The 26,662-nt window shown below is 44.6% G+C and carries 23 protein-coding genes; 5 read left to right on the top strand and 18 right to left on the bottom strand.

Features of this window, described 5'->3' with window-relative positions; genetic code table 11:
• Positions 1 to 60 precede the first annotated feature (60 nt).
• Positions 61 to 2,487 carry a M9 family metallopeptidase gene (locus R7E51_RS05330; protein ID WP_017821532.1) on the bottom strand — a complete coding sequence of 809 codons (2,427 nt, stop codon included), beginning with the start codon at positions 2,485 to 2,487 and terminating at the stop codon, positions 61 to 63.
• Between the two features lie 448 nt (positions 2,488 to 2,935).
• Between R7E51_RS05330 and R7E51_RS05325 the strand changes: the two genes are divergently transcribed.
• Entirely contained in the window at positions 2,936 to 3,913 is a 978-nt protein-coding gene (locus tag R7E51_RS05325) for a hypothetical protein (protein WP_017821533.1), read from the top strand.
• A 31-nt stretch (positions 3,914 to 3,944) separates the two neighbouring features.
• On the opposite strand, the gene accD is transcribed toward R7E51_RS05325, so the two are convergent.
• The gene (accD, locus tag R7E51_RS05320) at positions 3,945 to 4,808 is read right to left on the bottom strand and encodes an acetyl-CoA carboxylase, carboxyltransferase subunit beta (RefSeq protein WP_064354563.1); all 864 of its coding nucleotides are present in this window, start codon (positions 4,806 to 4,808) and stop codon (positions 3,945 to 3,947) included.
• 141 nt (positions 4,809 to 4,949) lie between these two features.
• Here accD and R7E51_RS05315 point away from each other — a divergent pair, with 141 nt between their 5' ends.
• A complete protein-coding gene (locus R7E51_RS05315) occupies positions 4,950 to 5,849 on the top strand; it encodes a LysR family transcriptional regulator (protein WP_206957806.1) in 900 nt (299 codons plus the stop codon).
• Positions 5,850 to 5,996: 147 nt separating this feature from the next.
• Here R7E51_RS05315 and R7E51_RS05310 read toward each other — a convergent pair whose 3' ends face one another.
• Positions 5,997 to 7,556, bottom strand: coding sequence for a methyl-accepting chemotaxis protein (locus R7E51_RS05310; RefSeq protein ID WP_065275420.1), 1,560 nt, complete (start codon positions 7,554 to 7,556; stop codon positions 5,997 to 5,999).
• A gap of 550 nt (positions 7,557 to 8,106) precedes the next feature.
• A complete protein-coding gene (locus R7E51_RS05305) occupies positions 8,107 to 9,183 on the bottom strand; it encodes a nickel/cobalt efflux protein RcnA (RefSeq protein ID WP_206957807.1) in 1,077 nt (358 codons plus the stop codon).
• Between the two features lie 135 nt (positions 9,184 to 9,318).
• On the opposite strand from R7E51_RS05305, the gene rcnR reads away from it, so the two are divergent.
• Positions 9,319 to 9,591: a Ni(II)/Co(II)-binding transcriptional repressor RcnR gene (rcnR, locus tag R7E51_RS05300; RefSeq protein WP_005375370.1), complete on the top strand. Its 273-nt coding sequence runs from the start codon at positions 9,319 to 9,321 to the stop codon at positions 9,589 to 9,591.
• A gap of 266 nt (positions 9,592 to 9,857) precedes the next feature.
• On the opposite strand, the gene R7E51_RS05295 is transcribed toward rcnR, so the two are convergent.
• From R7E51_RS05295 to ltnD, 6 genes are all read right to left on the bottom strand, one after another.
• Positions 9,858 to 11,351: a GntP family permease gene (locus R7E51_RS05295; RefSeq protein ID WP_053307868.1), complete on the bottom strand. Its 1,494-nt coding sequence runs from the start codon at positions 11,349 to 11,351 to the stop codon at positions 9,858 to 9,860.
• Positions 11,351 to 12,310, bottom strand: coding sequence for a D-erythronate dehydrogenase (denD, locus tag R7E51_RS05290; RefSeq protein ID WP_017635260.1), 960 nt, complete (start codon positions 12,308 to 12,310; stop codon positions 11,351 to 11,353). Before denD ends, R7E51_RS05295 begins: the two co-directional genes overlap by 1 nt.
• A gap of 61 nt (positions 12,311 to 12,371) precedes the next feature.
• Positions 12,372 to 13,148: a 2-oxo-tetronate isomerase gene (gene otnI / locus R7E51_RS05285; protein ID WP_005375365.1), complete on the bottom strand. Its 777-nt coding sequence runs from the start codon at positions 13,146 to 13,148 to the stop codon at positions 12,372 to 12,374.
• Positions 13,148 to 13,795 carry a 3-oxo-tetronate 4-phosphate decarboxylase gene (otnC, locus tag R7E51_RS05280; protein WP_195723059.1) on the bottom strand — a complete coding sequence of 216 codons (648 nt, stop codon included), beginning with the start codon at positions 13,793 to 13,795 and terminating at the stop codon, positions 13,148 to 13,150. The genes otnI and otnC overlap by 1 nt, the downstream gene beginning before the upstream one ends.
• A gap of 11 nt (positions 13,796 to 13,806) precedes the next feature.
• Positions 13,807 to 15,063: a 3-oxo-tetronate kinase gene (gene otnK / locus R7E51_RS05275; RefSeq protein ID WP_053308085.1), complete on the bottom strand. Its 1,257-nt coding sequence runs from the start codon at positions 15,061 to 15,063 to the stop codon at positions 13,807 to 13,809.
• Between the two features lie 25 nt (positions 15,064 to 15,088).
• Positions 15,089 to 15,997 (bottom strand): L-threonate dehydrogenase, encoded by a 909-nt coding sequence (gene ltnD / locus R7E51_RS05270; RefSeq protein ID WP_033906788.1) that lies wholly within the window; start codon positions 15,995 to 15,997, stop codon positions 15,089 to 15,091.
• A 274-nt stretch (positions 15,998 to 16,271) separates the two neighbouring features.
• Here ltnD and R7E51_RS05265 point away from each other — a divergent pair, with 274 nt between their 5' ends.
• Positions 16,272 to 17,030, top strand: a complete 759-nt coding sequence (locus R7E51_RS05265) for a DeoR/GlpR family DNA-binding transcription regulator (RefSeq protein ID WP_206957808.1) — start codon at positions 16,272 to 16,274, stop codon at positions 17,028 to 17,030.
• Between the two features lie 178 nt (positions 17,031 to 17,208).
• Here the strand turns inward: R7E51_RS05265 and R7E51_RS05260 are convergent, their stop codons facing one another.
• The 6 genes from R7E51_RS05260 to ppiC form a co-directional block, all read right to left on the bottom strand.
• Positions 17,209 to 18,963, bottom strand: a complete 1,755-nt coding sequence (locus R7E51_RS05260) for an ABC transporter permease subunit (protein WP_081107500.1) — start codon at positions 18,961 to 18,963, stop codon at positions 17,209 to 17,211.
• Between the two features lie 4 nt (positions 18,964 to 18,967).
• Positions 18,968 to 20,482: an ABC transporter substrate-binding protein gene (locus R7E51_RS05255; RefSeq protein WP_005441857.1), complete on the bottom strand. Its 1,515-nt coding sequence runs from the start codon at positions 20,480 to 20,482 to the stop codon at positions 18,968 to 18,970.
• Entirely contained in the window at positions 20,472 to 21,320 is an 849-nt protein-coding gene (locus R7E51_RS05250; protein ID WP_206957809.1) for an ABC transporter ATP-binding protein, read from the bottom strand. The genes R7E51_RS05255 and R7E51_RS05250 overlap by 11 nt, the downstream gene beginning before the upstream one ends.
• A gap of 20 nt (positions 21,321 to 21,340) precedes the next feature.
• Complete coding sequence (locus R7E51_RS05245) at positions 21,341 to 22,102, bottom strand: ATP-binding cassette domain-containing protein (RefSeq protein WP_206957810.1); 762 nt, start codon at positions 22,100 to 22,102, stop codon at positions 21,341 to 21,343.
• Positions 22,103 to 22,274: 172 nt separating this feature from the next.
• A complete protein-coding gene (locus R7E51_RS05240; RefSeq protein ID WP_132936323.1) occupies positions 22,275 to 23,579 on the bottom strand; it encodes an MATE family efflux transporter in 1,305 nt (434 codons plus the stop codon).
• Between the two features lie 343 nt (positions 23,580 to 23,922).
• Positions 23,923 to 24,264 carry a peptidylprolyl isomerase PpiC gene (gene ppiC / locus R7E51_RS05235; RefSeq protein ID WP_080276970.1) on the bottom strand — a complete coding sequence of 114 codons (342 nt, stop codon included), beginning with the start codon at positions 24,262 to 24,264 and terminating at the stop codon, positions 23,923 to 23,925.
• Between the two features lie 214 nt (positions 24,265 to 24,478).
• Here ppiC and R7E51_RS05230 point away from each other — a divergent pair, with 214 nt between their 5' ends.
• Complete coding sequence (locus R7E51_RS05230; RefSeq protein ID WP_005385059.1) at positions 24,479 to 25,393, top strand: chemotaxis protein; 915 nt, start codon at positions 24,479 to 24,481, stop codon at positions 25,391 to 25,393.
• 80 nt (positions 25,394 to 25,473) lie between these two features.
• Here the strand turns inward: R7E51_RS05230 and R7E51_RS05225 are convergent, their stop codons facing one another.
• Both R7E51_RS05225 and hutZ read right to left on the bottom strand, forming a co-directional pair.
• On the bottom strand, positions 25,474 to 26,010 hold the full coding sequence (locus tag R7E51_RS05225; protein ID WP_005375333.1) for an ATP:cob(I)alamin adenosyltransferase: 537 nt from the start codon (positions 26,008 to 26,010) through the stop codon (positions 25,474 to 25,476).
• 97 nt (positions 26,011 to 26,107) lie between these two features.
• On the bottom strand, positions 26,108 to 26,638 hold the full coding sequence (hutZ, locus tag R7E51_RS05220) for a heme utilization protein HutZ (RefSeq protein ID WP_017635270.1): 531 nt from the start codon (positions 26,636 to 26,638) through the stop codon (positions 26,108 to 26,110).
• Positions 26,639 to 26,662 lie beyond the last annotated feature (24 nt).

Raw genomic sequence — 26,662 nt, 5'->3', positions numbered from 1 at the left:
TATAAACAAAAACGCCGCTGTATCAGCGACGTTTTATCTCGACTTTAGTTAATCGAATTTTTAGTTGAAGTGCACTAGCATTTCAACGTCATCGCCTTGCTCTGGAGCCTGAAGAGCGAAGTGCACGTACCCTACTTCAGTAACAGGAATCGCAAGGTATTCATTGCTGCCTGCATAGTTGGACGCATACTCGTGCTGCTCTACTGTAGGCCAATGCTCCCTACTCGCGTATAGATCGACATTACCAGTTTGAGAGTGGGCCGTTAGCCATACACGAACCTCTTCAACACCTTCAGGCACATAAACTGCTGCATAACGCTGCTTGTGAACGGTAAGCATTTTGGCTTCACCAGACTCTAATACCACAGGTGCTAAATCATCTTGCACTTGGGTTGGCGGTGTTTGCGCTTCCACTTCTAACGCAGCCACAAGATTCACTGAGTCATAGCTATCACGTCCAGTTAAGCTGATGTAGTAACGACCCGCTTTAACGTAACCATCTTGCTCTGGTTCAAACACAATCTCTTCATTGCTGCCATCAGCATATTGACTCATTTCGAAATCATAGTAATGCGCGACTTTGTTGTAGCTCATGTAAAGATCCGCATCACCCGCACCCTCAATAGATACATTGAAGTTAACGGTGTTGGCTGGAACATCAACGTAGAACAGTTTTTCGCTGTATGCTTCGCCACTGAGCTGAAGGCTTTGGTTCGCCGTCAATTCAGTCACTTGTGCTTCAGGGCTTGTTGGTTCTGTTGGCTCCTCTGGGTCTGTATCAGGTTGCTCAGGTTCCACTTTTAATGTGTCCAACCAACGTTCAAACTCAGCATCGTATTGTTGACCTAAAGACGTCACCTGCTGTGCCCATTGTTCGAACTGGCCAGAGCGCGACAATGCCAACAAGCTTTCGACGTCTTGTGGATGATTTTCTAACATGAATCGAACAGCTAGATAACCCCAACGATAGATACGATTGGTATCGTGAGAGTACGTGGTATCAAACACAGTGGAAAGGCTCAGTTTACCATCTGCAATCAGCTCAATCGCAGCTTGGTAACCTTGCTTGTAATGCATATATTCAGCAAAACCTTCTAGCCACCAAACAATATGACCATGAGCCAAGTTATCGCTGAACGAACCGTATTGGTTAAATCGTGCATCTAAATAGTGCGTGTATTCATGTTCTAGGTTCAAGATAGAGAGATCTTCATCATTCGCGTAGCGATAAGCGACGAAACGGGCAGTATTGTCCGCTTTTGAAGGGTCACCTTCTAGGTACTGACCACCGTTGTCCGTTGTATTACCAAATAGGAATGAAGAGTAATCAACGTAACTAGCGTTACTCGCGAATACCGCCACTTCAACACGATCATTCAAATCATCAGCGACAGGTTGATTACCCGTATTCGCAACTCGATGGAAGTCGGCTTCTTTTGCCGCTAGCACTTCACACGCTTTCGCTGCTTGAGCATCAGTCAGATCTTCAGAGCGAATAATGGCAGGTCCCTGACATTCAAAACGATTTGGCATTACACGTGCAGCTAAATCTTGCTTGGCTTGCTCAATATTCAGACCATTTAGGCCTTCTGGTGCGTAGTAGCTCATCATTTCAACGGCAGCAAGCCATAGTTTGTCATGCTCACTACCCAGTGGATAACGCTGCATCACCTGTTGCATTACTGCCAATGCTTTGCGTTTGGTCTCCTGATCTGGGCTCGCGAGCAAACGACCAGTTTCACGTAATGCATTGAAAACGATAAAGCTTGCATCCGTATCTAATGCCCAAGCATTATCAGATGCGAATTTCACCAACGTATCAATATGGTGTGTATTGTTTGCCATGTATCGGTAGAACGCATCGTTCGCCGCATGGCCTGCCATAGAGCGGAACAAGTTGTTTAAACCATCGACCCATTGCGTGTCCTGCGCGGTTTCACGATTAAAGTGCATCAACGCGGCCATCATGCTATCCATGGTCAGCGGCAACTGCTTAACGTTATCAACCATCAAAGTCAGGCTCTTCATTGCACCAACTTGTTCACGACCTTGATCCAAAGCATGAGGGTTGTTTAGGAATAGGTTCGTCGACTGAGCAAAACGCTGACTCAACGCTTGCGAAAACTCAGGTGTACCAGTACCAGCGTTGTAGCGAACGTAGTAGGCCGCTCGAATAAATTCGCCTAGGTTCTCTAGAATACGAGCTTGATCTGCTTCACCACGATAGCGAGCGATTTCTTGATCCAGCGCGACTTGGATACGGCTTAGGCTCGCTTCACTATAGATATCATTCAGCGTTTCTGAAGGTGCTGAAAACCAAGCGTGGTAGCAATCATACTCAGCACCAGAAACGGCAGTAGCCAGATCTCGCGATTGTTGTAAATCAGCAACAGCACACTGATTTTGTGCAAAAGAGAAGCCAGACACACTCGCTAGCATACAAGCAAGCGCCAAACGATGGCGCGGGAAAAAACGGATATGAGACATAACAACACTCATTGATTATTAACATACATTGAGTGGGGGTTTATATTCTTTACAGCTCAAACAGTGAAATCAGTGTCATAAAATTTATGAAACCGCTCCCAAAAATAGGTCTTTTACTCTAATTAAATGGGAGCAATCCCACTCCCCAAAAACTCACAATTATCAATAAAAACATTAATTTACCTTTTTCTAAATAACGACTTTATGAGGAAAATTGCCCTTAAACGCCCCCCTTAACTCTTCCAGATAGAGTTCACGACAATCAAAGGTTCTAAATTAAATTTTGATGCTTGATACCATCTATTTTTATTTGTGACTCATTCCCAATAAGTCATCGAGTGCATATCAAAAGGTTGGCATTAATGGTAAATTCTCCGCCAAATCAAACACATTTACTCCTCGAGTCATTGATGAGTGAATAAAGCAGATATTTGGCTAGGGATAATACATGTCACTTTGGGGATTTTTGGGAACGGGGATTGCCTACTTCATGACAACGTTTGCCTTTGTTTTTGGCGGCATTTTTTGGTTATGTTCTGAAGGTAATACATTAAGAGAAACAAAGCGCCAATCATCAATAATGTCCGGGGTTATTGCTTGTACTATTGGAACTTGGGTGCTTGCTTTTGGTGTTTACGTTTACGGTTACTTTTGGGATAACTCTTCTCACTATTATTTTTATTTGCTCGCTCCATGGGGACTTGCCATTTTTGGGGTAAAACTTCGTAACCGCTGGGTTAAGCAATACGCGCGTGTAAAACACGCAAAAGAAGAACAGTGGCAAAAGCACTGGCGAGAATTATTAGGGGAAGATACTGAAGAGCTTCCACCATATACACATGATTACGAGCTCTACTCGGGCATTTGGCAAGCCAATGAAGCGCTCCAAGAACAGTGTTTTGCAGCCCTTCCTCACGGGAAAGCAGTCTACGAGAGAGTGAAAGCCTTCCAAACGATGGCCTCCCCCGCTGGTGACATAAACAATCAAGTTTTGCTGAGTAAACTCGATCAACTAGAGGATGAAATCATTCAAGTTCTTGAGCAACACTCACAAAAGAAAGTAAGCATTGAAACTGGCGCAGGTACTTTACGCAAAGAGTCAAAACGCAATGTTTATCACCATGAGAATGGCCCAACAGAAGAGCAACTGTACGACTCAATCAACCTCCAACATGATTTGGATCGAGAGCTACGCTACATTATCTATGATCGGCTCGGTTACGATGGCGAAGATGAGTACTTTTTCCTCCAAGCGCCACTCGAAGAGCTTACCGAGAATGAAACCGCAATCAACTGGATGCTCTGGGGGTTAGTAAGCGACCATTTTGCTGTTGACCCATACCAAACGGCGTTGGATCTCAGCCTAATGAATGCGGAACCAAGATGGGAGCAAAATGAACGGTTTGTAATGATTACGGCTCAATAAACGCAAGTACTAAGTCTAACTTTAATACAACCTATTCTGAGACCACCCTCGCGTTGGTTAACTTAGCCAGTAAGCGGCCAACGCGATCGCGCATTTCACGTCTATCGACAATCATATCTAGCGCACCATGCGCTAGTAAAAATTCACTTCGCTGAAACTCGTCTGGTAGCTTTTCACGTACCGTTTGCTCAATGACCCGTCTTCCCGCAAAGCCAATACTTGCTTTAGGTTCACCAATATTGATGTCTCCTAACATGGCTAAACTCGCCGAGACGCCACCATAAGTTTGGTCCGTCAATACTGAGATATAGGGTAATCTGTGCTCAGATAAGTGGTTTAACGCGGCGCTGGTTTTTGACATTTGCATGAGTGCCACCAAAGACTCTTGCATGCGCGCCCCTCCGCAAGCGGAAAAACATACTAACCCAGATTTTGTATTAATTGCGCTTTCAACTGCTCGGACAAACTTCTCGCCAACCACTGCGCCCATCGAGCCTGCCATGAAAGAGAATTCGAATGCACACGCAACAACAGGCAGACCCAATAACTTGCCCTCCATCACCACCAACGCATCTTTTTCTCCAGTCGTTTTCTGTGCTAAAGCAATTCGCTCTTTATATCGCTTTAAGTCTTTAAAACCCAAAATATCTTGTGGCTCCAACTCACTTGCCAACTCTTGTTGTGTTCCATGGTCCAGAAAAGAGATCAACCTTTGACGCGCAGCCATTCTCATGTGATATGAGCATTTAGGGCATACTTCCAAATTTTCTTTTAACGCGGCACTATAAAGTATTTGTTCACACTCAGGACACTTTGTCCAAACGCCCTCAGGGATAGACGCTTTGCGCGAACCTATTATATTTTTATTCTCAAATAACCGTTCTAACCAGCTCATAAATTCACCACTATTGATTACGTTCTAGCGCGATATCTCGTTGTTTGTTCGCTTAAACTTGTAAATAAAATTGTATGTAACTTAGTACAGGGATAAAGTGCGATATGCTGGCTTGATAATCCAATAAAGTGGGATAATGAAATGTTTGATAACGTTGACCAAATCTGGTTAAAAAGTTTTCACTGTGTTTATGAGAACAACAGCTTTAAGCGAGCCGCTGAGTGTTTGAATATACCAACATCAAATATCAGCCGACACATTGCCCTGCTTGAAGAAAAGTTAAACATTAGGTTGTTCAATAGAACAACAAGGCGAATGACGCCTACCGAGGCTGGAGAAGAGCTCTATAGCAGCACTCGTCCGTTATTGGAGCAACTCAACGCCGCACTAGAAACGGTAACGCGCCACTCGCACACGGTAACAGGGGAACTGCGAATTCTTATGCCAGACACACCTGTACTGGCCAAAGCGGTTGTCACCTTTTGCACGCAATACCCGTCAATCTCTTTGTCTTGCGATACAACGCTAAACCCTAAAGATGATGTTATTGACAGCCTTGATGTCATTTTGAGTTTTCATAGAGGGACTTTGTCAGACAGTAACTGGGTGGCGAGAGAGATAAAACGCTGGCCCAGTGCCATTTTAGCCGCGCCTCAACTAATTGAGAAATACGCCACCCCTTACAAAATTACGGATCTAAGTCATGTTCCCTGCATCACGACGCTTACCGCAGTAAATGGTGCACCATGGGTATTCAGAAACCCTGTTGGAGGCCATATTACTCAAACTGTGCAATCTTCATTCAAAGTAAACAGCGGTCATCTCGCCAGATATGGCGCGTTATTAGGGCTTGGATACGCAATATTGCCAATTGAGTCATGCCAAAATGAGATCAAAAATGGTGAGCTAGAAATCGTCACTCTAGAGTACGAACCTGAGGATTTAGTGCTTTACGCCTTTTACTCGTCTAGAAAACATGTAGCGAAGAAAATATCTATGTTTGTTGAACATTTAAAGCAAAACGCAAAACTTAACGCCTAGCTAAGCTTTACTCAACTAATTTATCGTATTCTGTTTTATCGTCTAGAAAGGACAGACACCGCTAAGCGATTTGAGACTCGATTTTTTCAAATAAAAAAGCCAGCAATTAACATTTACTGGCTTTTATTAAAGAGGGTCAGTTGGCGTTTAGATTCTAAACGCTCCTACGTGACGATCGAGTGTTCGCGATAGCTCCGCGAGTTGTTGACTTGATTCTTCTAGTTGCTCACTCGCTGTTAGCGCACTTTTCACTGAGTGGCTGACGGTATCCATGTTCATATTAATTTCGTTTGCTACCGTTGATTGCTGTTCTGTTGCGGTTGCTACTTGAGTATTGATATCTGAAATAGTCGTCACTTGTGCAGCTATTGCTTCTAAAGCCTGTCGAGCTAACTCGGTTTCTGCCGTTCCTTCTTCAATAAGAGTCTTACTATTGCTCATTGAATTCACCGCACTTTGAGCTTCAGTTTGTAGCTGGTGAATCATGTTGTCAATTTCATCGGTAGAATGAGCCGTTTTAGTCGCTAGGTTGCGAACTTCATCAGCTACGACTGCAAAACCTCGGCCGGCATCACCAGCGCGTGCAGCTTCGATAGCCGCATTGAGAGCCAATAGATTGGTTTGCTCCGAAATACCTCTAATCACCTCTAGAATACTACCAATCGACTGAGTATTTTCAGCAAGACTCACGATAATGTTGGAAGTGCTGTTCATCTCGTTTTCAAGATTAGTCATCGCCGTTTTGGTTCTTTCTAGCGTCGTGTAGCCATCTTGCGCTTCATTACTTGCTGCACTCGCAGCATTTGCCGCTCCGGCAGCATTGGAGGCAATTTCATTGACCGTCGCAATCATTTCGTTCATGGATGTGACAACCAGCATGGTTTGCTCGTTCTGCTCTTGCCCTCTTGTGAGCGCTTGTTGAGATTGCCCACGCAAAGCGACAGCTGAACTATTAAGCTCCACACCAGTATTTACAACTTGTGTAATAATCTCATGTACTTTCCCAACAAAAACGTTGAAAGCAGAAGAAATTTGCGCGACTTCGTCATTACCTTTCGCTGGCAAACGAACGGTTAAGTCTCCGTCTCCTTTTGAGATGTCTTGTAGAGCGTCTTTAAGCGAAGAAAGCGGTCTCATCAGCTTATTTAGCAGAAGTGACAGAATCAAAACACACATAACGAAGATCGCCACCATAGAGATCAACTGGTAAGTAATAATTCCATTCGTCGCTTGGCTCACTTCGGTAATAGGAATACCAATATCAAAAGTACCGTATAACTGACCATCTACATAAATTGGTGCCATGATGTCAAACACCCATACTTTCTGGACATCGGCATACCACTTTGAGTACTGTTGAACACCTCTCGTCGCGCCTTCAACAGTATATTCATCATTATAGGTTTTGTTCAGCTTGTGCTTATCACTGTGGGCTACTGCCGTTACGTTACGGTCAATTACAACGGCATAACTCACGTCTGAACGTTGTTTCAGCCCCTCAACAAGCGATTGTAAATCTTGCATTGGATTGGCTGAGTTCTCCAAAATATAACTCGCATTTCCCGCTAGAAACTCAGCTTGAACTTGGGATTTGTTTAAGATGATGTCATCGATTTTCTGACTCGAAATTAGGTACGTTGATGCCATACTCGCCACGACAGCAATACCAAACATGGCGCAGACTGCTAATAAGATGATTCTTTTCATTATAATTGTCTCAATACAATTCAATTGATGCTCATTAATCGAGCGCTAAGCCTTTCTTCTCCAAAACCAACCAAACTGCATTTTGGGTCTGTTTGGCAGAGCAAGACATAACTTTATAACTATGTATCTGCTTGGTTCCCGATTACTTTAGACAGAAGGAAAAAAGTCTTCAAAACGTCACATTTCTACGAGGTTTGGCGAAGGGACGAGTACGCAAAAAGGAAACGTTTACATAGTTAAATTTAACTATGCGACCAAATTGGTATCGAACATTAAAGAAAAGAGTTCTAATTAGCGTTTTGACTATCGGGATCGCTTTGGTCAGTGCTCCCGTTTTATCATTTAGTATCTCAGATTCGAATATTAGAGCCACAATCGCAGCGGTTGTAATACGAGATGCTTGATGAAGCGAGAATGACTTGGTTTGTAGATATGGCAGCGATGTCAGATCGAGTGATTATCAATCAAAAATCGGCAGAAAAATAGGCAAACCAAGGCATTAAGCCATTACCAATGCAAAAAGAAAGAAAAAGAATCTTTACCACAGAGTTTAACTCGTCAGCGATATGTATCCATGCATACCCATGTATAAACCAACTGCACTGATCAAGACGCCCGATAAGTAAGGAGCTCGACGTGCAACATCATTCAAACCGCTCCATTTAGATGTCGCTTTTTGCACGCCCACTGCTGCCACAACGCCAACAGCAACCAGAGTCAAGGCTAAGCCAATACTGAATGACACAACTAAAGTCGCACCAAGAGTCATTGCCTTAAGCTGCAAACAGATAAGCAAAACCGTTACCGCAGCAGGGCATGGAATCAAACCGCCCGTTAATCCAAACAGCAGAATTTGCCCATTCGTCACGTCTCGATTCTCAAAGCGTTTTTGAATGTCTAAAGCGTGAGCGCGTTCGTGAGCATCTTGATATTCCTTATCTTCGTTTTCTAAATGAGAACCAGGACGAAAATGTACATCAAAGTCATGGGTATGATCATGGTGCCCGATGATCAAAGTGACAGAAAGTCCATTAGAGACTTCAATGCAAGACGCCGATTCCAAGTATCCATCACGCTCTATAAAGTGATAAATATCAGCAGGTTGATAACCATCACTCGATACCGAAACCTTGATACCTTCAGCAGTTAAAGGTTTACCGCTGAGTGTTCGCAACTGGAAACGGTGATGCTCCCCTTCCTCTGTAATCGAAAGCGAAACATGCCCATGTCCTGTATCCACAACTTGCGTCGTCCAGTCGCGAGCATGATCCTGAGCTTTGTTCCAAGCTCGCTCATCGCTCCATGTCCGCCAAAACATCCATACGCCGGTTGTCACGATAATGACCCCAGAGATAAGTTGCATCCATGGTTCAGCCGCTTCAGCGGTGAATTTCTGGCTAATATACATCCCGCCAACAGCGATTAACCATACAATTATAGTGTGAGAAAGTGTGGCAGCTAAACCCAGCATCACGGCTTGTTTGACCGTTCCTTTCACCGCGACAATGAACGCCGCCATCATCGTTTTAGAGTGCCCAGGTTCTAAACCATGCAAGGCGCCAAGCAAAATGGCACTGGGAATAAAGAACCACCCATTACCTTGTTGTAGTAACGCGACAAAATCCATTGTTGTTCTCTGTTGTTGATTCTAATTTATCGCAAACTATACTCCCCCCTAGTATTAAATACTACCCCCCAGTATAAATTGAGTGCTACATTATCAGTTAGAATAACTCGGCCCGTAACTTAAAGAAGATAAGACATGTCGCATACAACCAGAGATCAAAAGAAGCTCAACACTCGAGTCAGTAAAATACAGGGTCAGGTGAATGGACTTAAAAAAATGCTGGAAGAAGAGCATGAATGCCAAGATGTGTTGCAGCAGATTGCCGCTATTCGGGGAGCAGTAAATGGTTTGATGCGAGAAGTAATTAAAGGTCACTTACTTGAACACGTCGTACTTGAGGAAGACAAAACTCAACGTGAAAAAGATATGGAAGTCGTATTAAAAGTACTGGACTCTTATATAAAGTAACCCTACTTCGCTAGAGTAAAATCACTAGAGTTAAACTCGAATATATCCTTTATAGGTAATCGCTTACTAAGCGGGAAATAACAATTCCATTTCATATTGATTAAGTTGAAAACGGAACCTATATCGGTTCAAGTTAAATAGTTTATTTATAAGAACTAAAACGGCCCAAACATAGGGCCGTTCATACTATTAACAATCTCTAAACCATCTGATAAAAATACATGTTGTGATAGGTTTTTACTTTATGGAAGAGTACAAGTAAACCTTTATACCTCTTGTAATTCGACGTGCTTAGCGCTGTAAGATTTTGTAAATGCAACACACCCCAAAAGTACAGCAAGTGGTAACACGGGATCAAAGATTGAACCATGAGTTCCGAAGAATAAGTTAAGAATCATGACTAATGAACCACCAATAGCCCAAGCAATGGTTGTTGGAATAGTCCAAATAATGAGTTGTTTCTTAACCTCAGTCACCCCCATTAATCGATTAACAATATGGAATAGCGAGTCATTAAAGTAGCCAGCAAATAGAGATCCCATCGTAGCTGCCGTCGCTGCGAATAAAAGGTTCACGTCAGGAATATTCACTAAAACTGGGGCAGATATAGAAGCAGCGGTTATCATGGAGACTGTACCAGAGCCCTGAATAATACGAACTAACGTCGCAATAATAAATGGAATCATAACCGCAGAAATAGGAAGCCCTGCAACTTGGTTAGCAATCTCTGCGCCCGCACCCGTTTCACGCAATACGGCACCTAACGCGCCACCAGCTCCTGTTACTAGCAAAATGATGCCACAAGTGGAGATTCCTTGTTCCATCTTTTCATTCGCTTCTTCTTTGGTAAGGTTATTACCCAATGTGTAAACCGCTAGTAACGTCGCTATTGATAGTGCAATAGTAGGGCTGCCGATAAAAGCGATAAATTGACCAAATGTTGTTGCAGTCAGCCCTTCGAAACCGAAAGTCCCCTCTAATAAACCCATCACTGATTTCGCAAGTATAAGTAAAATAGGGATAATAATTGGAGCGATAGATTTACTTAAAGATGGTAGGTCTTTCGCTTCTTTACTTGCAATGTACTCTTTGTGATCATTAATCAGTTGCTCACTAGACTTCGAGAAATGTTCGGTTGGAATGAATTCAGGAAACTGCTTTTCTAACCATCTTGCATACCAAACAATACCCATGACACAAGGCGCTGCGATCATCAAACCAAAACCTAACATGCTGGCGAGATCGACACCAAAGATACCAGCAACGCCCAAAGGCCCTGGAGTCGGCGGAATAGCGTGATGTGCTACGACCAAGCCGCCCGCCAGAGCAACCGTAAGCGTTAAAATCGAGCGATTGGACGTTTTTGACAAAGACTTCGCAATTGGATAAAGAATGATAAGCGCGCTATCCACAAAGATTGGGATGCTAACAATATAGCCAGTTACAGCAAGAGCGGCCTCTTCTTTCTTTTTTCCTAACCACTTTATAAAATTATAGGCAATACTTTCTCCTGCTCCAGAAGCCTCTAAAATAGCCCCCATCATAACGCCGAGACCGATGACAATCCCTATACCGCCTAATGTTCCACCAAATCCTTTGCTAACGGTCGCAATCGTGTCGTCAACACTTAACCCACCAATAATACCTGCGATACATGCCGCAATTAACATCGCAATTAACACATGTACTTTTGTACGTAATACAAGAAAAACAAGGACTGATACGGCTACTATTAGTCCAATTACTGAGGTTGGTAACATTAGACAATCTCCATATTGTTAACAGAAATAAATTGTTGTAATACATCCTTGAAATTACTGTCTGCTTTAAATCCAAGCTCCAGTTCTTTAGTACAATCAATTTTTTGTGGCCAACTACTCACAATACGATCAATACCCGCATCATGCTCATAAGTAATATAATTAGAAAGTTGTTTACCCATTAGAGTGTCCATTGTTTGAATCATCTCAGCTGGTGTAGTTTGAATACCAGGTAAATTAAGCGTTCTATAGGACAGATTATTTAACTGCTCATAAGGCATTAGCCCTGCATATTGAATATTGTCCACCACTCTAGACGGACTCGATATCCAAAGTTTTAGCGTAGGGTCTACAGGACAATTTGATTCTTGAGCATTCAAAGGCTCACGAATAATTCCGCTTACGAAAGAGCTAGCGGCAAGGTTTGGTTTCCCAGGGCGAATACAAATAGTCGGTAAACGTACGGATACAGCTTTAACAAAGCCTTTACGGGCATAGTCGTTAACCAATAACTCACCTATGGCTTTTTGCGTCCCGTAGGATGACTGAGGATGAAGTGCTGTTATTGGTGTAATCGTTTCCGGAAGATCACCACCAAAGACAGCTAAAGATGAAGCAAACGTAAAACGAATATTAGGGTTTACTTTACGGCAACGCTCAAGCAATAACTGTGTGGTCGTCAGGTTTACAGCTACGCCTAAATCAAAATCTTGCTCAGCATGGCTCGATACAATTGCCGCTAAATGAAAAATGTGTGTCGTTTCGGCAGTAATAACTTGGTCTATATTTTCTCGCTTTGTCATATCCATGACTAAAGAAACGACTCGGTCATCAATGCCCTCTAAGCGCGACTTTTGAATGTCGACAATAGTAATACTTTCAGCTTTGTTTTCTTTTAGTAGTGATTTGGCAAGTAGGGTTCCGAGAAAACCCGCCCCTCCAGTTATGATAATATTCATAGTCACGACCCTTTGTTTTTGTAATTGGTTTCAAGTTATTTATGGATAGAAATTAAAATTGTTATAGGTATGGTTTAACCCAACTAAGGCCCAGCTGCGTGCTATGCCTTGGGTTGTATTCACAACCGATCCAGCCTTGGTAACCAGAGTCATCCAAAACATTGAATAGGTGTGGGTAATTCAGTTCGCCTTCCGATGGTTCGTGCCTTTCAGGCACAGAAGCAATTTGAATATGGCCTGTGTATGGCGCCACATCGCGAATCAACGTACTCAGATCACCGTCCATAATTTGTGCGTGATAGAGATCGAGCTGCAATTTCACGTTTGGACGAGCCACTTGTTTGATGAGTTCCACCGCTTCACGTTGATGTGCAACAAAGTAGTTCGGTACATCGCGATTGTTGAGTGGCTCAATCATCAGCTCAACACCATGTTCGGCAAACTTATCCGCTGCATAACGAATGTTTGAGATAAAGGTTTCAATATGCTGATCACGAGTGAAGCGTGAATCAACAATGCCAGACATAGCGTGAACCTTTTTACAGTTCAGTGCCTTGGCGTACATCAACGCAGTCTCGACGCTCGTTTTAAATTCATCCTCACGCCCCGGAATAGCTGCAAAACCTCGTTCACCTGCATCCCAATCACCTGGAGGCATGTTGAATAACGCTTGCTCAAAACCAAACTGCTGTATCTTGCTTGCTAGTTCTTGCGCTTCGAATGCGTATGGAAAAAGGTATTCCACCGCTTTGAAGCCCGCTTGGTGTGCTTTTTCGAAACGATCTAGAAAAGGAACTTCTGTGAATAACATTGTCAGATTTGCCGCGAATTTAGCCATTACTTACCTCTCCCTTTTAGGTCTTGAATCTCAGTATCCGTTAAATAGCGGATGTTGCTTTCTTTAAGAATGAACGCTAGCTTCGCTGTCTCTTCTAGCTCTTCTGCGTTATCCACTGCATCTTCAAAGTCCGTACCCGTGATCACTGGACCATGGTTCGCCAGGAGGAAAGCTCGGTAGTCACTAGCCCGCTGCGCAAGTTCTTCAGCAATCTGAGGGTCGCCCGGGCGCAGGTACGGAATCACTGGCAGTTCGCCAATGCGCATTACAAAGTAAGGTGTAAAAGCTTTGATGGCATTCTCGCGATCTAGACCTTCAAGACAAGAAAGCGCCGTCAAGTAAGTAGAATGCAGATGCACAATCGCATTACACTTTGAGTTATTTCGATAAATCGCCAGATGAAAAGCCACTTCTTTTGATGGCTTTTCACCAGAGATATGGTTCCCATCAATATCCACAACCGAAAGCTCTTCAGCAATCAAGCGGCCGAACGAAGAACCAGTTGGCGTTGCCAGAAAGTGTCCATTAGGCAGTTTTAGAGAAAGGTTGCCAGCGCCGCCAGTCGCATAGCCACGTTCAAACATAGAGCGCGCCATAGTGACCATTTGCTCTCGCAGTTGTTGTTCTGTCATCAATTCTTTATTCATCACAACCTCACCTATTCAAAAAACGACTGTGCTTTGGCAAAGAAGTGTTCATCGCCGAAGTTGCCCGATTTCAGAGCCAAAGAAAGCTCGCCTTCAAGTGACTTCACCCAAGGTACACCTGGTGCGATTTGAGGACCGATATGAAAACCTTTTACGGCTAGGCTTTGGGTTACAACCCCTGAGGTTTCCCCACCCGCAACGATGAAATTTTTCACACCGTGCTGCTGAAGTTTGATTGCAAGTTGGCTAAAGAATTGTTCAACCGCGTGACTTGAAGCATGCGCGCCAAACTCTTGTTGAATCGCTTTTAACGCCGCTGCATCTGCGGTTGCGTAAACCAGTGGTGCGAACTCGCTTTCGATGTTGGTCATGACCCAATCAAACACTTGATTTGAGTAATCTTCTTCCGTCAAACACGCCTTCACATCAATAGCAAAGTGTGGCGCTTTTTCTTTGTAAACAGCGACCTGTTGGTTGGTCATGACAGAACAAGATCCAGATAACACAACGGTTGGTGCCTTTTTAGGGTTCCCCTCTTGCTTCGCATCACTTTGATCTTCAAGGTTCTCTATCCAGTTCTTAGCAATACCCGCAGCCAAACCAGAACCACCAGTTACCAGTTTTAGAGACTTCGCCGCTTTGCCAAGTGTGACAAGATGCTCTGCATTGAATGCATCAACCACTGCATAGCGGTTGCCTTGTACTTTTAGCTCTTCAAAGCGCTCAATTACCGCTTTTGGACCTTGTTCAATTATTTGGAAGTTCACCAGGCCAGATTTGCCTTGAGATTGAGCATCCATCATACGAACTAGGCTTGAATCAGTCATTGGGGTCACAGGGTGATTACGCATACCTGAGTCGCTTAGCAAGTCTTGGAATACAAATAGATGGCCGTTGTAAACTGTGCGACCATTCACTGGTAATGATGGGCATACAATGGTGAACGCTTCACCTAGCTCTGCAAGCAGTGCATCCGTTACAGGACCAATGTTACCTTCTGCTGTGCTGTCAAACGTTGAGCAGTACTTGAAGTAAAACTGCTGACAGCCATTTGCTTGCAGCCACTTAAGCGCAGCTACTGAATCCTCGATTGCCTCATCTACAGGACAGGAACGAGATTTAAGACTGATCACGACCGCATCTGCGTTTACATCAATCTCTTCTTTTGGAATACCGTTAAGCTGAACTGTGCGCATGCCGTTTTCTACAAGAAAACCTGCGATGTCTGTTGCGCCAGTAAAGTCGTCTGCGATAACGCCTAATAACATCATTTTTTCTCCGTTTTACGTGCGCTTACTTCTGTTTGTTTTCTACACCTGGAAGCTCAATACCATCAAAAATCTTGATAACGGCACTGTCGTCTTCCTGGCCAAAACCAGCATTGCTTGCACTCAAAAACATGTTTAGTGCTGTGCTTGATAGAGGAAGTGGAAATTTGAGATCTTTTGCTGTGTCCGATACGAGGTTTAGATCTTTCACAAAGATGTCGACCATAGATTTAGGGGAGTAGTCACCATCAACTACATGCTTCATGCGGTTCTCAAACATCCAAGAGTTACCCGCTGCATTCGTCACCACGTCGTACATCAGGTCAAGAGGAATGTTTGCACGTGCCGCTAATGCCATTGCTTCAGCACCAGCTGCGATATGAACACCTGCTAGCAATTGGTGGATAATCTTCACAGTTGCGCCTAGGCCAATCGCTTCACCGATGTTGTAGACTTTAGCTGCCGTTGCGTTGAGTACTGGTTCAAGTGCATCAAATGTGCTTTGCGCTCCCGACGCCATAATAGTCATCTCACCTAATTCTGCTTTTGCAGCACCACCAGATACCGGTGCATCAAGCATCACAAGATTGTGTTCTGCCAATTTCGCTTCAATTTGTTTTGCGTCTTCTGCTGAGATGGTTGCTGAAACCATTACTGGCGTATTCGGCTTAAGCGCTGTAGCAAGACCGGTTTTGAACAAGACCGTGTTAACTTGAGCTACGTTCACAACAAGAACTAGAACCGAATCAAGCTTATCTGCAAACTCAACTGCATTTGTAGAAACAGCTTTTGCACCGAATGAACCTAACTCTTCAAGCGCTTGAGAATTTAAATCGAAACCATAGACATCTAGGCCTGCACGCACACATGACTTTGCGGCGCCCATTCCCATAGAGCCTAAACCGATAACACCTACAGATTGAACTTCACTCATAAAAACAATGCCTTCTGGTCTATTAAACTTTGTTAATTCTTGTTTGGTTGATGTGATTATATGTGAAGATTAATACTAAGACCTCGCTTTTAATCACATTTTTTCACACAAATTAACAATGTCGTGATATATACCTCTTTATGGGCAGAGATATTCCGAGCAGTTAACACAAGCGAAGGCTGTTCTTACAACGTTGAGAACATAATTCACAGATATTCACAACAAATGAAAAGATTGGTAGGATACTGAAAAACAAGAATATAGAAGTGAAACTATGATCCCAGCAGAACGTCAAAGAACCATATTATCCCTGTTATCACATCAAGAAGTGTTAAGCATTTCAGATTTAACCGACCACCTTGGCGTATCACATATGACCATTCGTCGTGATATCGTGAAGCTTGAATCCTCAGGTAAAGTCGTTTCTGTTTCTGGTGGAGTGCAACTCGCTCAAGCTCTACATTCCGAACTTTCCCATGATGCGAAGGTCGAGCAACAAGCGGATGAAAAAATTCAAATTGGTAAGCTGGCGGCTACGTTAATTGGTCAAGACACTACGATTTACTTGGATGCGGGAACAACCTCTCTAGAAATCGCCCATCAAATAGCAAATCGTAATGATCTTTTAGTGATCACCAATGACTTCTCTATTGCTGCTTTCCTTATGACGCACAGTGAATGTGAGCTTTACCACACTGGGGGAAAAATTGACCGCGAGAACCAATCCACCATTGGAGGAAAAGTCGCAGAGTTCTTGAATGGGCTAAATATTGATATCGCCTTTATTTCGACTTCATCTTGGAGCTTGAAAGGCTTATCAACACCTAATGAAAATAAAGTCCTCGTTAAAAAAGCAATCATCAAGGCGGCACAAACCAATTATCTGATCTCAGACTCAACTAAATACGGTCAGATAGCGAGCTTTCATGCATTAGACATCGAGCAATTGGACGGAATTATTACCGATCGAAACCTATCCGAAGTGGTCACTAAAGAATTAACGGATAAAGGATTACGTGTGTATAAAGAGTAACACTACCTAAACATCTGAGTTCGCGTAACTTTTATACTCGTTAATTTATAGGTGCTTCCAATATACATAGACCGTGCTGTGTACTTTCTGGCAGAAAACACATCCTCTTGTTTTCTAAATTACCAAATTACTGATTACATCTGGGATATGGAAGCTCACTTCACTTTATCGCTGCTCGTCACTTGTCATCAAAAATCAAATTCACCGCAATTGCCATCAAAACTAAGCCTGAAATTGGCAGCAAAACACCTAATGGTGAGCGCTCTATGTAAGGCAAGTTTTCCGCAATCAATAAGCCCCACTCAGGTTCTGGCGGCTTAACGCCAAGTCCGATAAAACTCAGAGACGTCAGGCTGAGCGTAATGTATGGCAAACGCAGAAACGCGTGACGAATCAATGGCGGCAGCACATAAGGCAACAAGTAGTAACGGAGTACTCGCCACTGACTGGTTCCCCAAATAGGCGCAAGATGCGTGTAAGGCTGCGCTTTGGCTTCCATCAACAAACTTGCACAGTGCGCCGCTAATGGTGCCCATGACACCATAACAATCGCAATCAAGGCACTGTTTGGGTTCATCCCCGTTAGACCAGCAATCAGCAGACCCGCCACAATGTATGGCACACCTTTGGTGATCTCAATTAAGCCTTGGCTATAACGAGTCACGAAGCCGAGCAACAAACCAATCACCAAACTTAGGAACGTTGCGATGATGCCCATTTTGATTGTCGACATCATACCGCCGCCAACGCGAGCAAGCAGATCTCGCCCGACCGCATCGGCACCAAACGGTGCTGCTAAGCTTGGCGATTCAAGGCGGGTAAATTGGATAGTGTAAGGATCGCGCATTAACGCCCATCCCGCACAACCAATCAGCAAGGCAAAGATTGTCGCACTGACAATACGTTTGGTGGTGCTTTGGGTAAAACGGAACGTGCTGTGACTGCTGATCAGCTTGCCACTTGTGACACTGTGCCCGAGTAACCAACGTTGCAATAAGATGCTCGCACTGCTGATCAACATCGAGAACACCAGCAACACCAACAAGCCACCTTGCAGCATCGGCAGATCTTGTGACTTCGCCGCGCCTAAAATTAGTCGTCCGATACCTGGAATGGAGAACACCTGTTCCACAGCAACCGCACCGCCGGTTAAACCAATCACCGTCATTGCGATTTGAGGAATCAAGTTACTAACGGCACGCCACAAGGCAAAGCGTAAGATTTGAAACTGACTGACGTTCGCCGATAGCCAAGTGATCACCCAAGGCTCATCTAGTACACGCTTGAGGCTGTCATTGAGCAAGCGCCCGAACAAGCCAGCAGCAGGCAATGCCATTGCCAAACTGGGTAGCCAGAGGTTTTGCACACCTTGCCAACCATAAGGCGGGAACCAGCCCAACCAGATGGAAAACACCATGATCAGCAACGAAGCAATCACGTATTCAGGCAATGAAACCAACACCGAACTGAGCGTGTCATGATGCTTATCTAAACGATTCTGTTGCCAACGACGCACAGTGTAAAGCACACTCGCCATGCACATTACAAATGCCATGCCTAGCGCTGTAAGCATCAGTAATAGCGACGTTTTTGCGGTTTGTTGAACGCTCTCCATGACGGATGCCCCGCTCACCCAAGAGACACCTAAGTCACCTTGCATGGCAAGCGTCAACCAATCCCACAGTCGCTCAGCAGCGCTGCGGTCAAGTTGAAGATCTTCTCGAATTGCTTGCAGAGCTTCCGCCGTCAGCAATTGTTGAGCACCCGCACGGGCACGCAGGATTGATTGGCTTGGGTCAATACCTGCAATATCCGGCATCAAACCCACCAGCACAACCACTACCCCGAGTGACAGGAAGCGCGACAAAAAACGCGTAAACCATTCAGGCATACAAGCGCTCCAACGAGAGCGCATGTTGGCAACAGACGACATCGAGTTAGTTCACCTCAGTAAACTGGTCGATCAGGCGACGCTCACGTGGGTCACGTTGTGCATTCTTCACACGATCACTCTCACCTTGGATTACACGCTCGTGAAGCAGTGGAATCACAGCGTATTGCTCAAGGATTTTGCTTTCTGCTTCGATGATCGCTTGTTGGCGTTTCTCACCCAACGGCTGACGATCAGCGTGTTTCAATGCTGCGTCCACTTCTTCAGAGCAGAACTGACCTAGGTTGTAAGAACCTTTACAGCTAAAGTCACTTTGCATGTACGCCACTGGATCACCAGAATCCAGCACCGTTGCACGTGACAACAAGAACGCATCGAACTTACCTGCTAGTGCATCGTTTTCGATTTGTGCGTATTCACGAACGTCTAGCTCAACCACAAAGCCAGCCGCTTCAAGTTGTTGCTTTAGCAGCACCGCTACTTCTGGCAACTCAGCACGGTCGGTAAATGTACCGATGGTGATCTTCTCACCGTTCGCGTGGCGCATTTCCATGGTTTCCATACGAGGGTTCGCATCACGAATTGGTTGAGCCCATGCCAATGCTGGACCTAACAGACCTTTCGCTGAATCGGCGTGGTTCTCGTAAACCGTTTTGATGATTTGCTCACGGTTAACCGCTTGAGCCGCTGCTTTACGCAAACCGAACTGGCTAAACACATCTGATTTGTTGTTTAGGTAAAGCGTGTTGGTACGTGGCATTGCAACTTCGTGCAGCTGTGAAGATTCCATCATCGCGATTTGCGAAACAGGAACCGCTTCAACTACATCCGCCTCACCGGTACGCAGCGCTGCAGCACGAGCAAAACCGTTTGGTACGTATTCAGCAAAAATGCTATCTACTTTCGCTTTTTCACCCCAGTAACCGTCAAAACGCTTCAGTTTCGCGCTGGTTGTACCGTTGATTTCTGTCAGAACGAATGGACCGGTACCCGCATTGATTGGCACAACACGACCGTTTTCTTGGTATGCAGCACCAGAAAGGATCGCTAGCTGTGGGCTAGATAGACGGCTTGGCAACAATGGATCGTTAAAGGTCGTTTTGATTTCAACAGTGAAGTCGTCCAATGCGCGAACTTGCCATTCGATACCATCCAAAATGCGTGGCTTTGGTGCGGCATCTAATGCTTTTTGTAGAGAGTTCACAACCGCGTTGGCATCAAGGTCAGAACCATCGTGGAATTTCACGCCCTTACGTACCGTAAATTGCCACGTCATCGGGTCAACTTGTTCCCACTCTGTTGCCAGCATAGGCTCTGCTACCGACTGATCGTTTAGGTTCACTAGCGTTTCTGCCGTGCTCCAACGTGACAGTTTGAACGCGTCATCTGAAAGTGGCGACAAACCTGTGCGTGGTGGTTGCATCATGGCAACGCGAATTTCCGTCGCTTGCGGTGCTGCTGCTTTTTCCGCTTCTGGCTTGCTTTCGCCAGAGTCAAAACAACCCGTCAGCAGTGCGCTTAAAGCCAGCGACAAAGCTAACTTGGGAGTACTAAGGTGCATAAGAAACCTCTCCAATGGTTTTTGTGAATTCATTACTTTTGTGTTGAGCGCTCATTAAGGCTCTCGTGATCAAGTGTGATGGGTTATTTGTCACGTTTTGTGCTGTGCCGTGCTCGACAACACGTCCTTTGTCTACCACTAGGATTTCATCGCATAGAGTTTGTGCCGCATCGAGGTCATGCGTCACCAAAATTAGGCGCATCTGACGACTATTTTGAATGCCTGCCAACAGGTCAAGAATCTGTTTACGACTGACGGGGTCTAGGCTGCTGGTTGGCTCATCGGCAACCAACACGCAAGGCTCGACAATCAAAGCTCTGGCGATAGCCACACGTTGGGCTTGCCCAACTGATAATTGCTGCGGGTTACGATCCAACAATGTGAGATCCAAACCGACATCCGCCAAGACCTTTTCCACCTTCTCGTTAAGCTCTTGCGTTAAACCAATGTTGCTTAGCGGCTCCAGTAAGATCTGGCGAACGGTGTAATACGGATTCAAGCTAGACTGCGGCTCTTGCGGAATCAGTTGAATGTGCTGACACAACTCTTGTCGCTGCTTAGCCGAGCTACGCGATAGCGGATAGCCACACACATACACTTCACCAGATGTGGGCTTACGAAGACCGAACAAAAGCTCAATCAAAGTCGATTTACCCGCACCAGAAGGACCAACAATCGCAATGTTCTTTGTGTCGATGGCAAGATCCAATTGTTCGAGCGCTTTGAACGGTTTGCCCCCTAACCAACTTGGTTTGGAGTAATAGTGAACACTGGCTTGCTCAAAGCGAACTTCCGCCGATTTAGGCTGCGTGTGCCCGCTCAAGTTGTGCTTAGTCAAAATAGGCTCCAGAGATGAGGTTAAAGCAGCAGTTGCGCAAGTTGTTGGCAGAAAGGATGCGAACTTTGCTGAATGGCTTGCCATGGTGCGCCATAAGCCACCATGGTGTTGTCCGCAATCACCAAGACTTTGTCACACGCCAAAGCCGCAGACAGATCGTGCGTGATCAACAAACCACTGATGTTGCGTTGCTGAACACTGCTGCGGAACAACTCAAGGATCTCCGCTTCGGTGATTGGATCGAGCGCACTGGTGGGCTCATCAGCGATGATCAAGTTGGCACTACCAAGCAATGCAATGGCAATACAAATACGCTGGCGCTGACCACCAGATAGCTGACTTGGATGCTGCGCTAATGCTGCTTTTGGATCCGCAAATCCGAGTTGAGACAACAAGGTCGTCACCGTATCTCGGTTTGTTGAGGACAAGCGCGTTTTGTTGCCCGTCAATGCCAAACAGAGTTGTTGTTCGACAGACGCCAATGGATTCAGTGCTTTGAGTGCATCTTGGAAAATGACCGCGGGACGCTGCGATTGACTACGTTGCCGCATGACAGTTTGTGCGACTTCACTGCTGTTAAGCTGGATACTTCCGTCTACCCAAATATCAGACGGCAAAAAACCTGCGACGGCTTTCGACAACATGGATTTACCAATGCCGGAAGGTCCCATAATGGCAAGAACTTCACCTTGAAACAGCTCAAAAGAAATGTCTTTGAAGAGTGTGCGTTCTGAGTCTGTAAGGCTGAGATTATTAACGGAGAGTATTGGTTGAGAAATCACGACATCAAACTAAATGTAACAATATAACATAACGATAGTATCACGCAGGTCTGAGCAAGAAAACAACTCAGAGGGGTTATTTCATCACCTTTTTCACGCTTTTATCAGCAAGGGCAGATGGCTCCGCCCTTGCGATAAAGAATCGAAATAAAACCGATTGTAAAAGCGTGAATTACTGACACTTTTGTTTTACTTGATCGAGGTACGGGAACAAGAAGACAAAGCGCCCAACGTAGAACAAAGTGAATGCCAGCCATAAACCGTGGTTACCCCAATATTGCACCGCAATAAATTGAGTCACTAAGAACAACACCATGGTTAGGAAGGTAGAGTTACGAACTGGTCGCGTCGTCCCTGTGCCAGTAAAGATGCCGTAAAACGTCAGACCAAAACCAGCAACCAACGGGAATGCCAATAACCAAGGGCTCATGTCTAGATACAGCTCAACAAGGTTTGGCAAAGTGGTAAACAACGTCACTAATTGGTGTTTGAACAGCACCAACAGCAAGGTCAATACAACAACGAACGCCGCGGTCCATTGCGTGTTTAGCTTAATCACGTTATCAAGCAATGTCGGATTCTTCTGCCCTACCGCTTTACCTGCAAAGACGCTCGACGCATTCGCTACACCATCGAACATGTAGCTGACGATGAAGGTCACTTGCATCAAGATTGCGTTCGCCGCAAGCACATCAGAACCAAGCTGAGAGCCTACACGCGCCATCATGTTGAAGAACACCAATAGACACACAGTACGAAGCAGCAGATCCATATTGGAAGACGCGATAACTTTGAGATCTTTACGCGTCATTTTCGCGGTCTGAATGTAATCAAACAGCGGGAAGCGGCAGGTTTTCAACACCAGCACCGCACCAATAACAAACGTCGAGATTTGTGCGATAAGTGTCGCTACCGCAACGCCAGCAATCCCCATATCGAAGTACAACACAAATACGATATCCAGCACGATGTTCAGCACGTTACCAAACACTTGCGTGAACAAGGTTTCTTTGGCTTTCGCCTGCCCCATCAACCAACCAATCACGGTGTAGTTCAGCAGTACAAACGGCGCACCAAAGATCATGATATCGAAGTAAATCTTAGCGTTTTCAGCCACGACAGCATCAGGGGAGATAATCAGCTCTGCCCCCATCCAAATCACGGACTGCAACGCAATAAAAATCAAGCCAAGGCAGAGCGAAAGCACGAAAGGACGGAATAAGCTACTCGCTTGATCTTCTGGGCTATTTTTACCTAATGCGATTGCACTTTGCCCAGTAGTACTGACGCGGAAAAAGCCAAACAGCCAATACAAGGTATTCATGATGACGGTGCCGATCGCCACACCACCAATCATCTCAGCCACACCGAGTTTTCCGATCACCGCGGTGTCCACCGCCCCCAATAATGGCTGGGTAACAGTAGAAACGATGAAAGGAAATGCGATTTTAAAATAGTCTTTATGAGTCAGGGACATCTTAAATTATGAACAGGATTAATTTTTATAAGGTCGCTATCATATGCGAATGGCGCCCGAACATGAACCAAAGTTCGCCAGCAAGGAATAGCATTGATAATTGATACAACCGGCAAACGTATCCTCATATCAAAGCTTGAAATAGAATAACGACTTATGAGAAAAGCCAAGTTAACTGCATATAAATGAGTTTCTAGTTTGGAAAGATTGGCGTTTGGTGGAGCATGGCAGATCAGAATGTATCTGCCATGTCATAACGGTAGTGATTGGTGAAAAGAGACCGTACAGATGATATTTAATGCTTGTGGGTTTCATCTGACAATGTTTAGGTCGATACCAAGCCTTATGTTCTGTAAAGCACCTTTACAACATGCCAACCGAACTTGGTTTTAACTAGATGCGGCGTTAACACTTCGCCAGAAAAGCACACTTTGTCGAATTGAGGTACCATTTGACCACGGCGGAATTCACCAAGGTCACCACCGCGTTTGCCTGACGGGCAAGTTGAATACTTCTTCGCTAATGTCTGAAACTTTGCGCCTTTTTTCAGTTGCTTGATTATGTCTTCCGCTTGCTCTTTGTGCTTCACAAGAATATGTAATGCGGCTGCTGTATTTGCCATTGATCTATCTCTCACTATTCTGGTCGCGCAAGTGTACCCAATCCTTTTTAACAGACCAAACATTTCTTAATAATAGCTCAGCGGTAAAGGCCCAAATACACGAGGAATATAAAATCGTCTACATAATGAGTTTAAAATACAAACAAGTTTTGCTCAGTTAATCACTATTCTCTAAAAGATTGTCTAAAAAGCTCACATTTGTCTCTCCGATGGTTGAAGCCTTCGTCTGATAAGATTAGATTAGACACAATTCGGTGGTATTTATAAGGTTATTTTCATGGCAAAAGTCGTTAGCAAAGCGAATCAGTCTCAGGGCATGTTGATGTTTAAGCTCACCCTGCAACAGAGTTTCGCTATCGGTACGCTAAAAGTCCGTGAAATCGTCCCGTACATGCCAACGACAAAGATCCCTTACTCGCATCATCACGTCATTGGAACCGTTACGATACGTAACTTAACAGTACCAGTGATCGATATGTCAGCGGCTGTTGGCTTTCGTCCTATTAGTGAAGAAGAATATAAAAGCTGCTACTTGATCGTGACAGATTGCTTGCGAACCGTGGTTGCGTTTATGGTTCGTAGTATAGAGAAGATCATTGAGTGCGATTGGAAAGCTATTGAAACGCCACCTCCGAGCGCTGGAAAAAATATTTTCGTGACTGGAATTACTCGCTATGAGGACAAAACTGTTCAAATGCTGGATGTGGAGCTGCTACTTTCCAAAATTTATCCGCAGTACGAGAATTCAAAGATCCCAATGCTGACAGATATTGAGCGAGAACGCCTAAAAGCACTCAGTATTCTATTGGTGGATGACTCTTCCATCGCTCGTAAACAGCTGTGTGACGCACTCGATAGCATCAATATTGGGTATCAAATCTGTAAAAATGGTTTAGATGCATTGGAACTGATGAAAAGTGACGCTGCGGCTCATCGCCCAATTGATATTCTGGTCAGCGATATTGAAATGCCCGGATTAGACGGTTATGAATTAGCATTTGAAGTTCAGAATAATTCCTCTCTGAACCATTCATACCGCATTTTACATACATCGTTATCGAGCGAAATCTGTGTAGACAGAGCTCACCAAGTTGGCGCGCATGAGGCACTTGAGAAATTCAATGCAGGAGAACTAATCGAAGCGATGCTTCGCGGAGCAAAAGAGCTAGAAGCCAAAGCTATGACTTCTTAACTCTTATTGGACGAGTTGATTTGAGAATATAATGCAGTACTTGTCCTATCCCTGATGCTCACATCCGCTAATTTCTCAGCTCACTTCTTTGGCATCGCGTAACTACGAGAAACGAATTCCGTCTCTTTGACTTGGTGAGCATGATTAATATAAGAAGCTAGGCTGTAAAGTACATTCGCTAATAAGTTCGCGTAACGAAACAAAATAGGTGCGGGCTGCTTCTTACCTGTATGTTCAACGGCAACTAATGCTCGTACCGTTTTTTTAGCTTGGCAACGGCACAAATGCAATTGACTGGCTGCCGGGTGCCCTCCGGGTAGAACAAAGCCTTTGAAGCCGCCATCAATACGTTGCTTGAGCAAAGCATAATCGGCCTTTAACTCTTCAACTTCCGTCTCTGTAATCGCTAATTTTCCGCGAACCGAACCATTTAGATGATAAACATTAGGCTGCATTCTTGTCAGTATATCGCGGCTAAACTCGTCCAACTCCATAGCGAGAACAAGGCCAATACGACTACAAAGTTCATCTGCTGTAATTTCAAAGTCACAAACCGGACTGTCCTCGTAAATAAACGGATAGCAAATCTCGCTCAATTCCTTGCTTACAGGTTTCATGCTTTTGTTCCAATATAAAAAAGGGAGTCAGTATAACCTAACTCCCTTTAAACGTTCATTATGCCAAATGATCGACATTCATATGATCGGTTTACAATCAGGCACTTTCGACTTTCTTGTGACCTTCTTGAAGGTGAACAAAATCTACTAAATCATCACCAGACACTTGATACGCCTGACCAAAACCTTTAACAAATAGCCCCGATTCTGGCTTTAAGTTAAACAAAACGAAATCCTCTAGCTGGCTTAGACCATCAATAATCTCACCAAAACGCTCTTTCATTTGTTCAACAACTTGTTGCCACATCTCTGTGTCTCGCTCAACTACATTTGCTACCGCATCAAAAGTTAAGCGCTTACGAGCAAACAGCTGCTTTGAAGACTCTTCATCTTCGATCATCATCAATGAAACATTTGGATTTTCTAAAAGGTTACGGGCATGACGAGCGATTTTAGAAATGAGAACGAAATAACCTTCCTGGTTTTGGACATAAGGCGCGTAGCTTACATTCGGGCGACCTTCTGCATCGACAGTTGCAAGCTGAAGTGTACGGCGCTCCTGACGAAACTCTTTGATCTCTGGCCCTAAACGACCTTGCAAACGCTCTTGTTTAACTTGTTGATCCATATTGATACCTGACTTTACTAATTA

The sequence above is a fragment of the Vibrio sp. Vb1166 genome (assembly GCF_033338695.1).
GTDB classification, from domain to species: Bacteria; Pseudomonadota; Gammaproteobacteria; order Enterobacterales; family Vibrionaceae; genus Vibrio; species Vibrio alginolyticus.
Note: the sequence above shows the minus strand (reverse complement) of the source record. Positions and strands in the feature narration are given on the sequence as shown.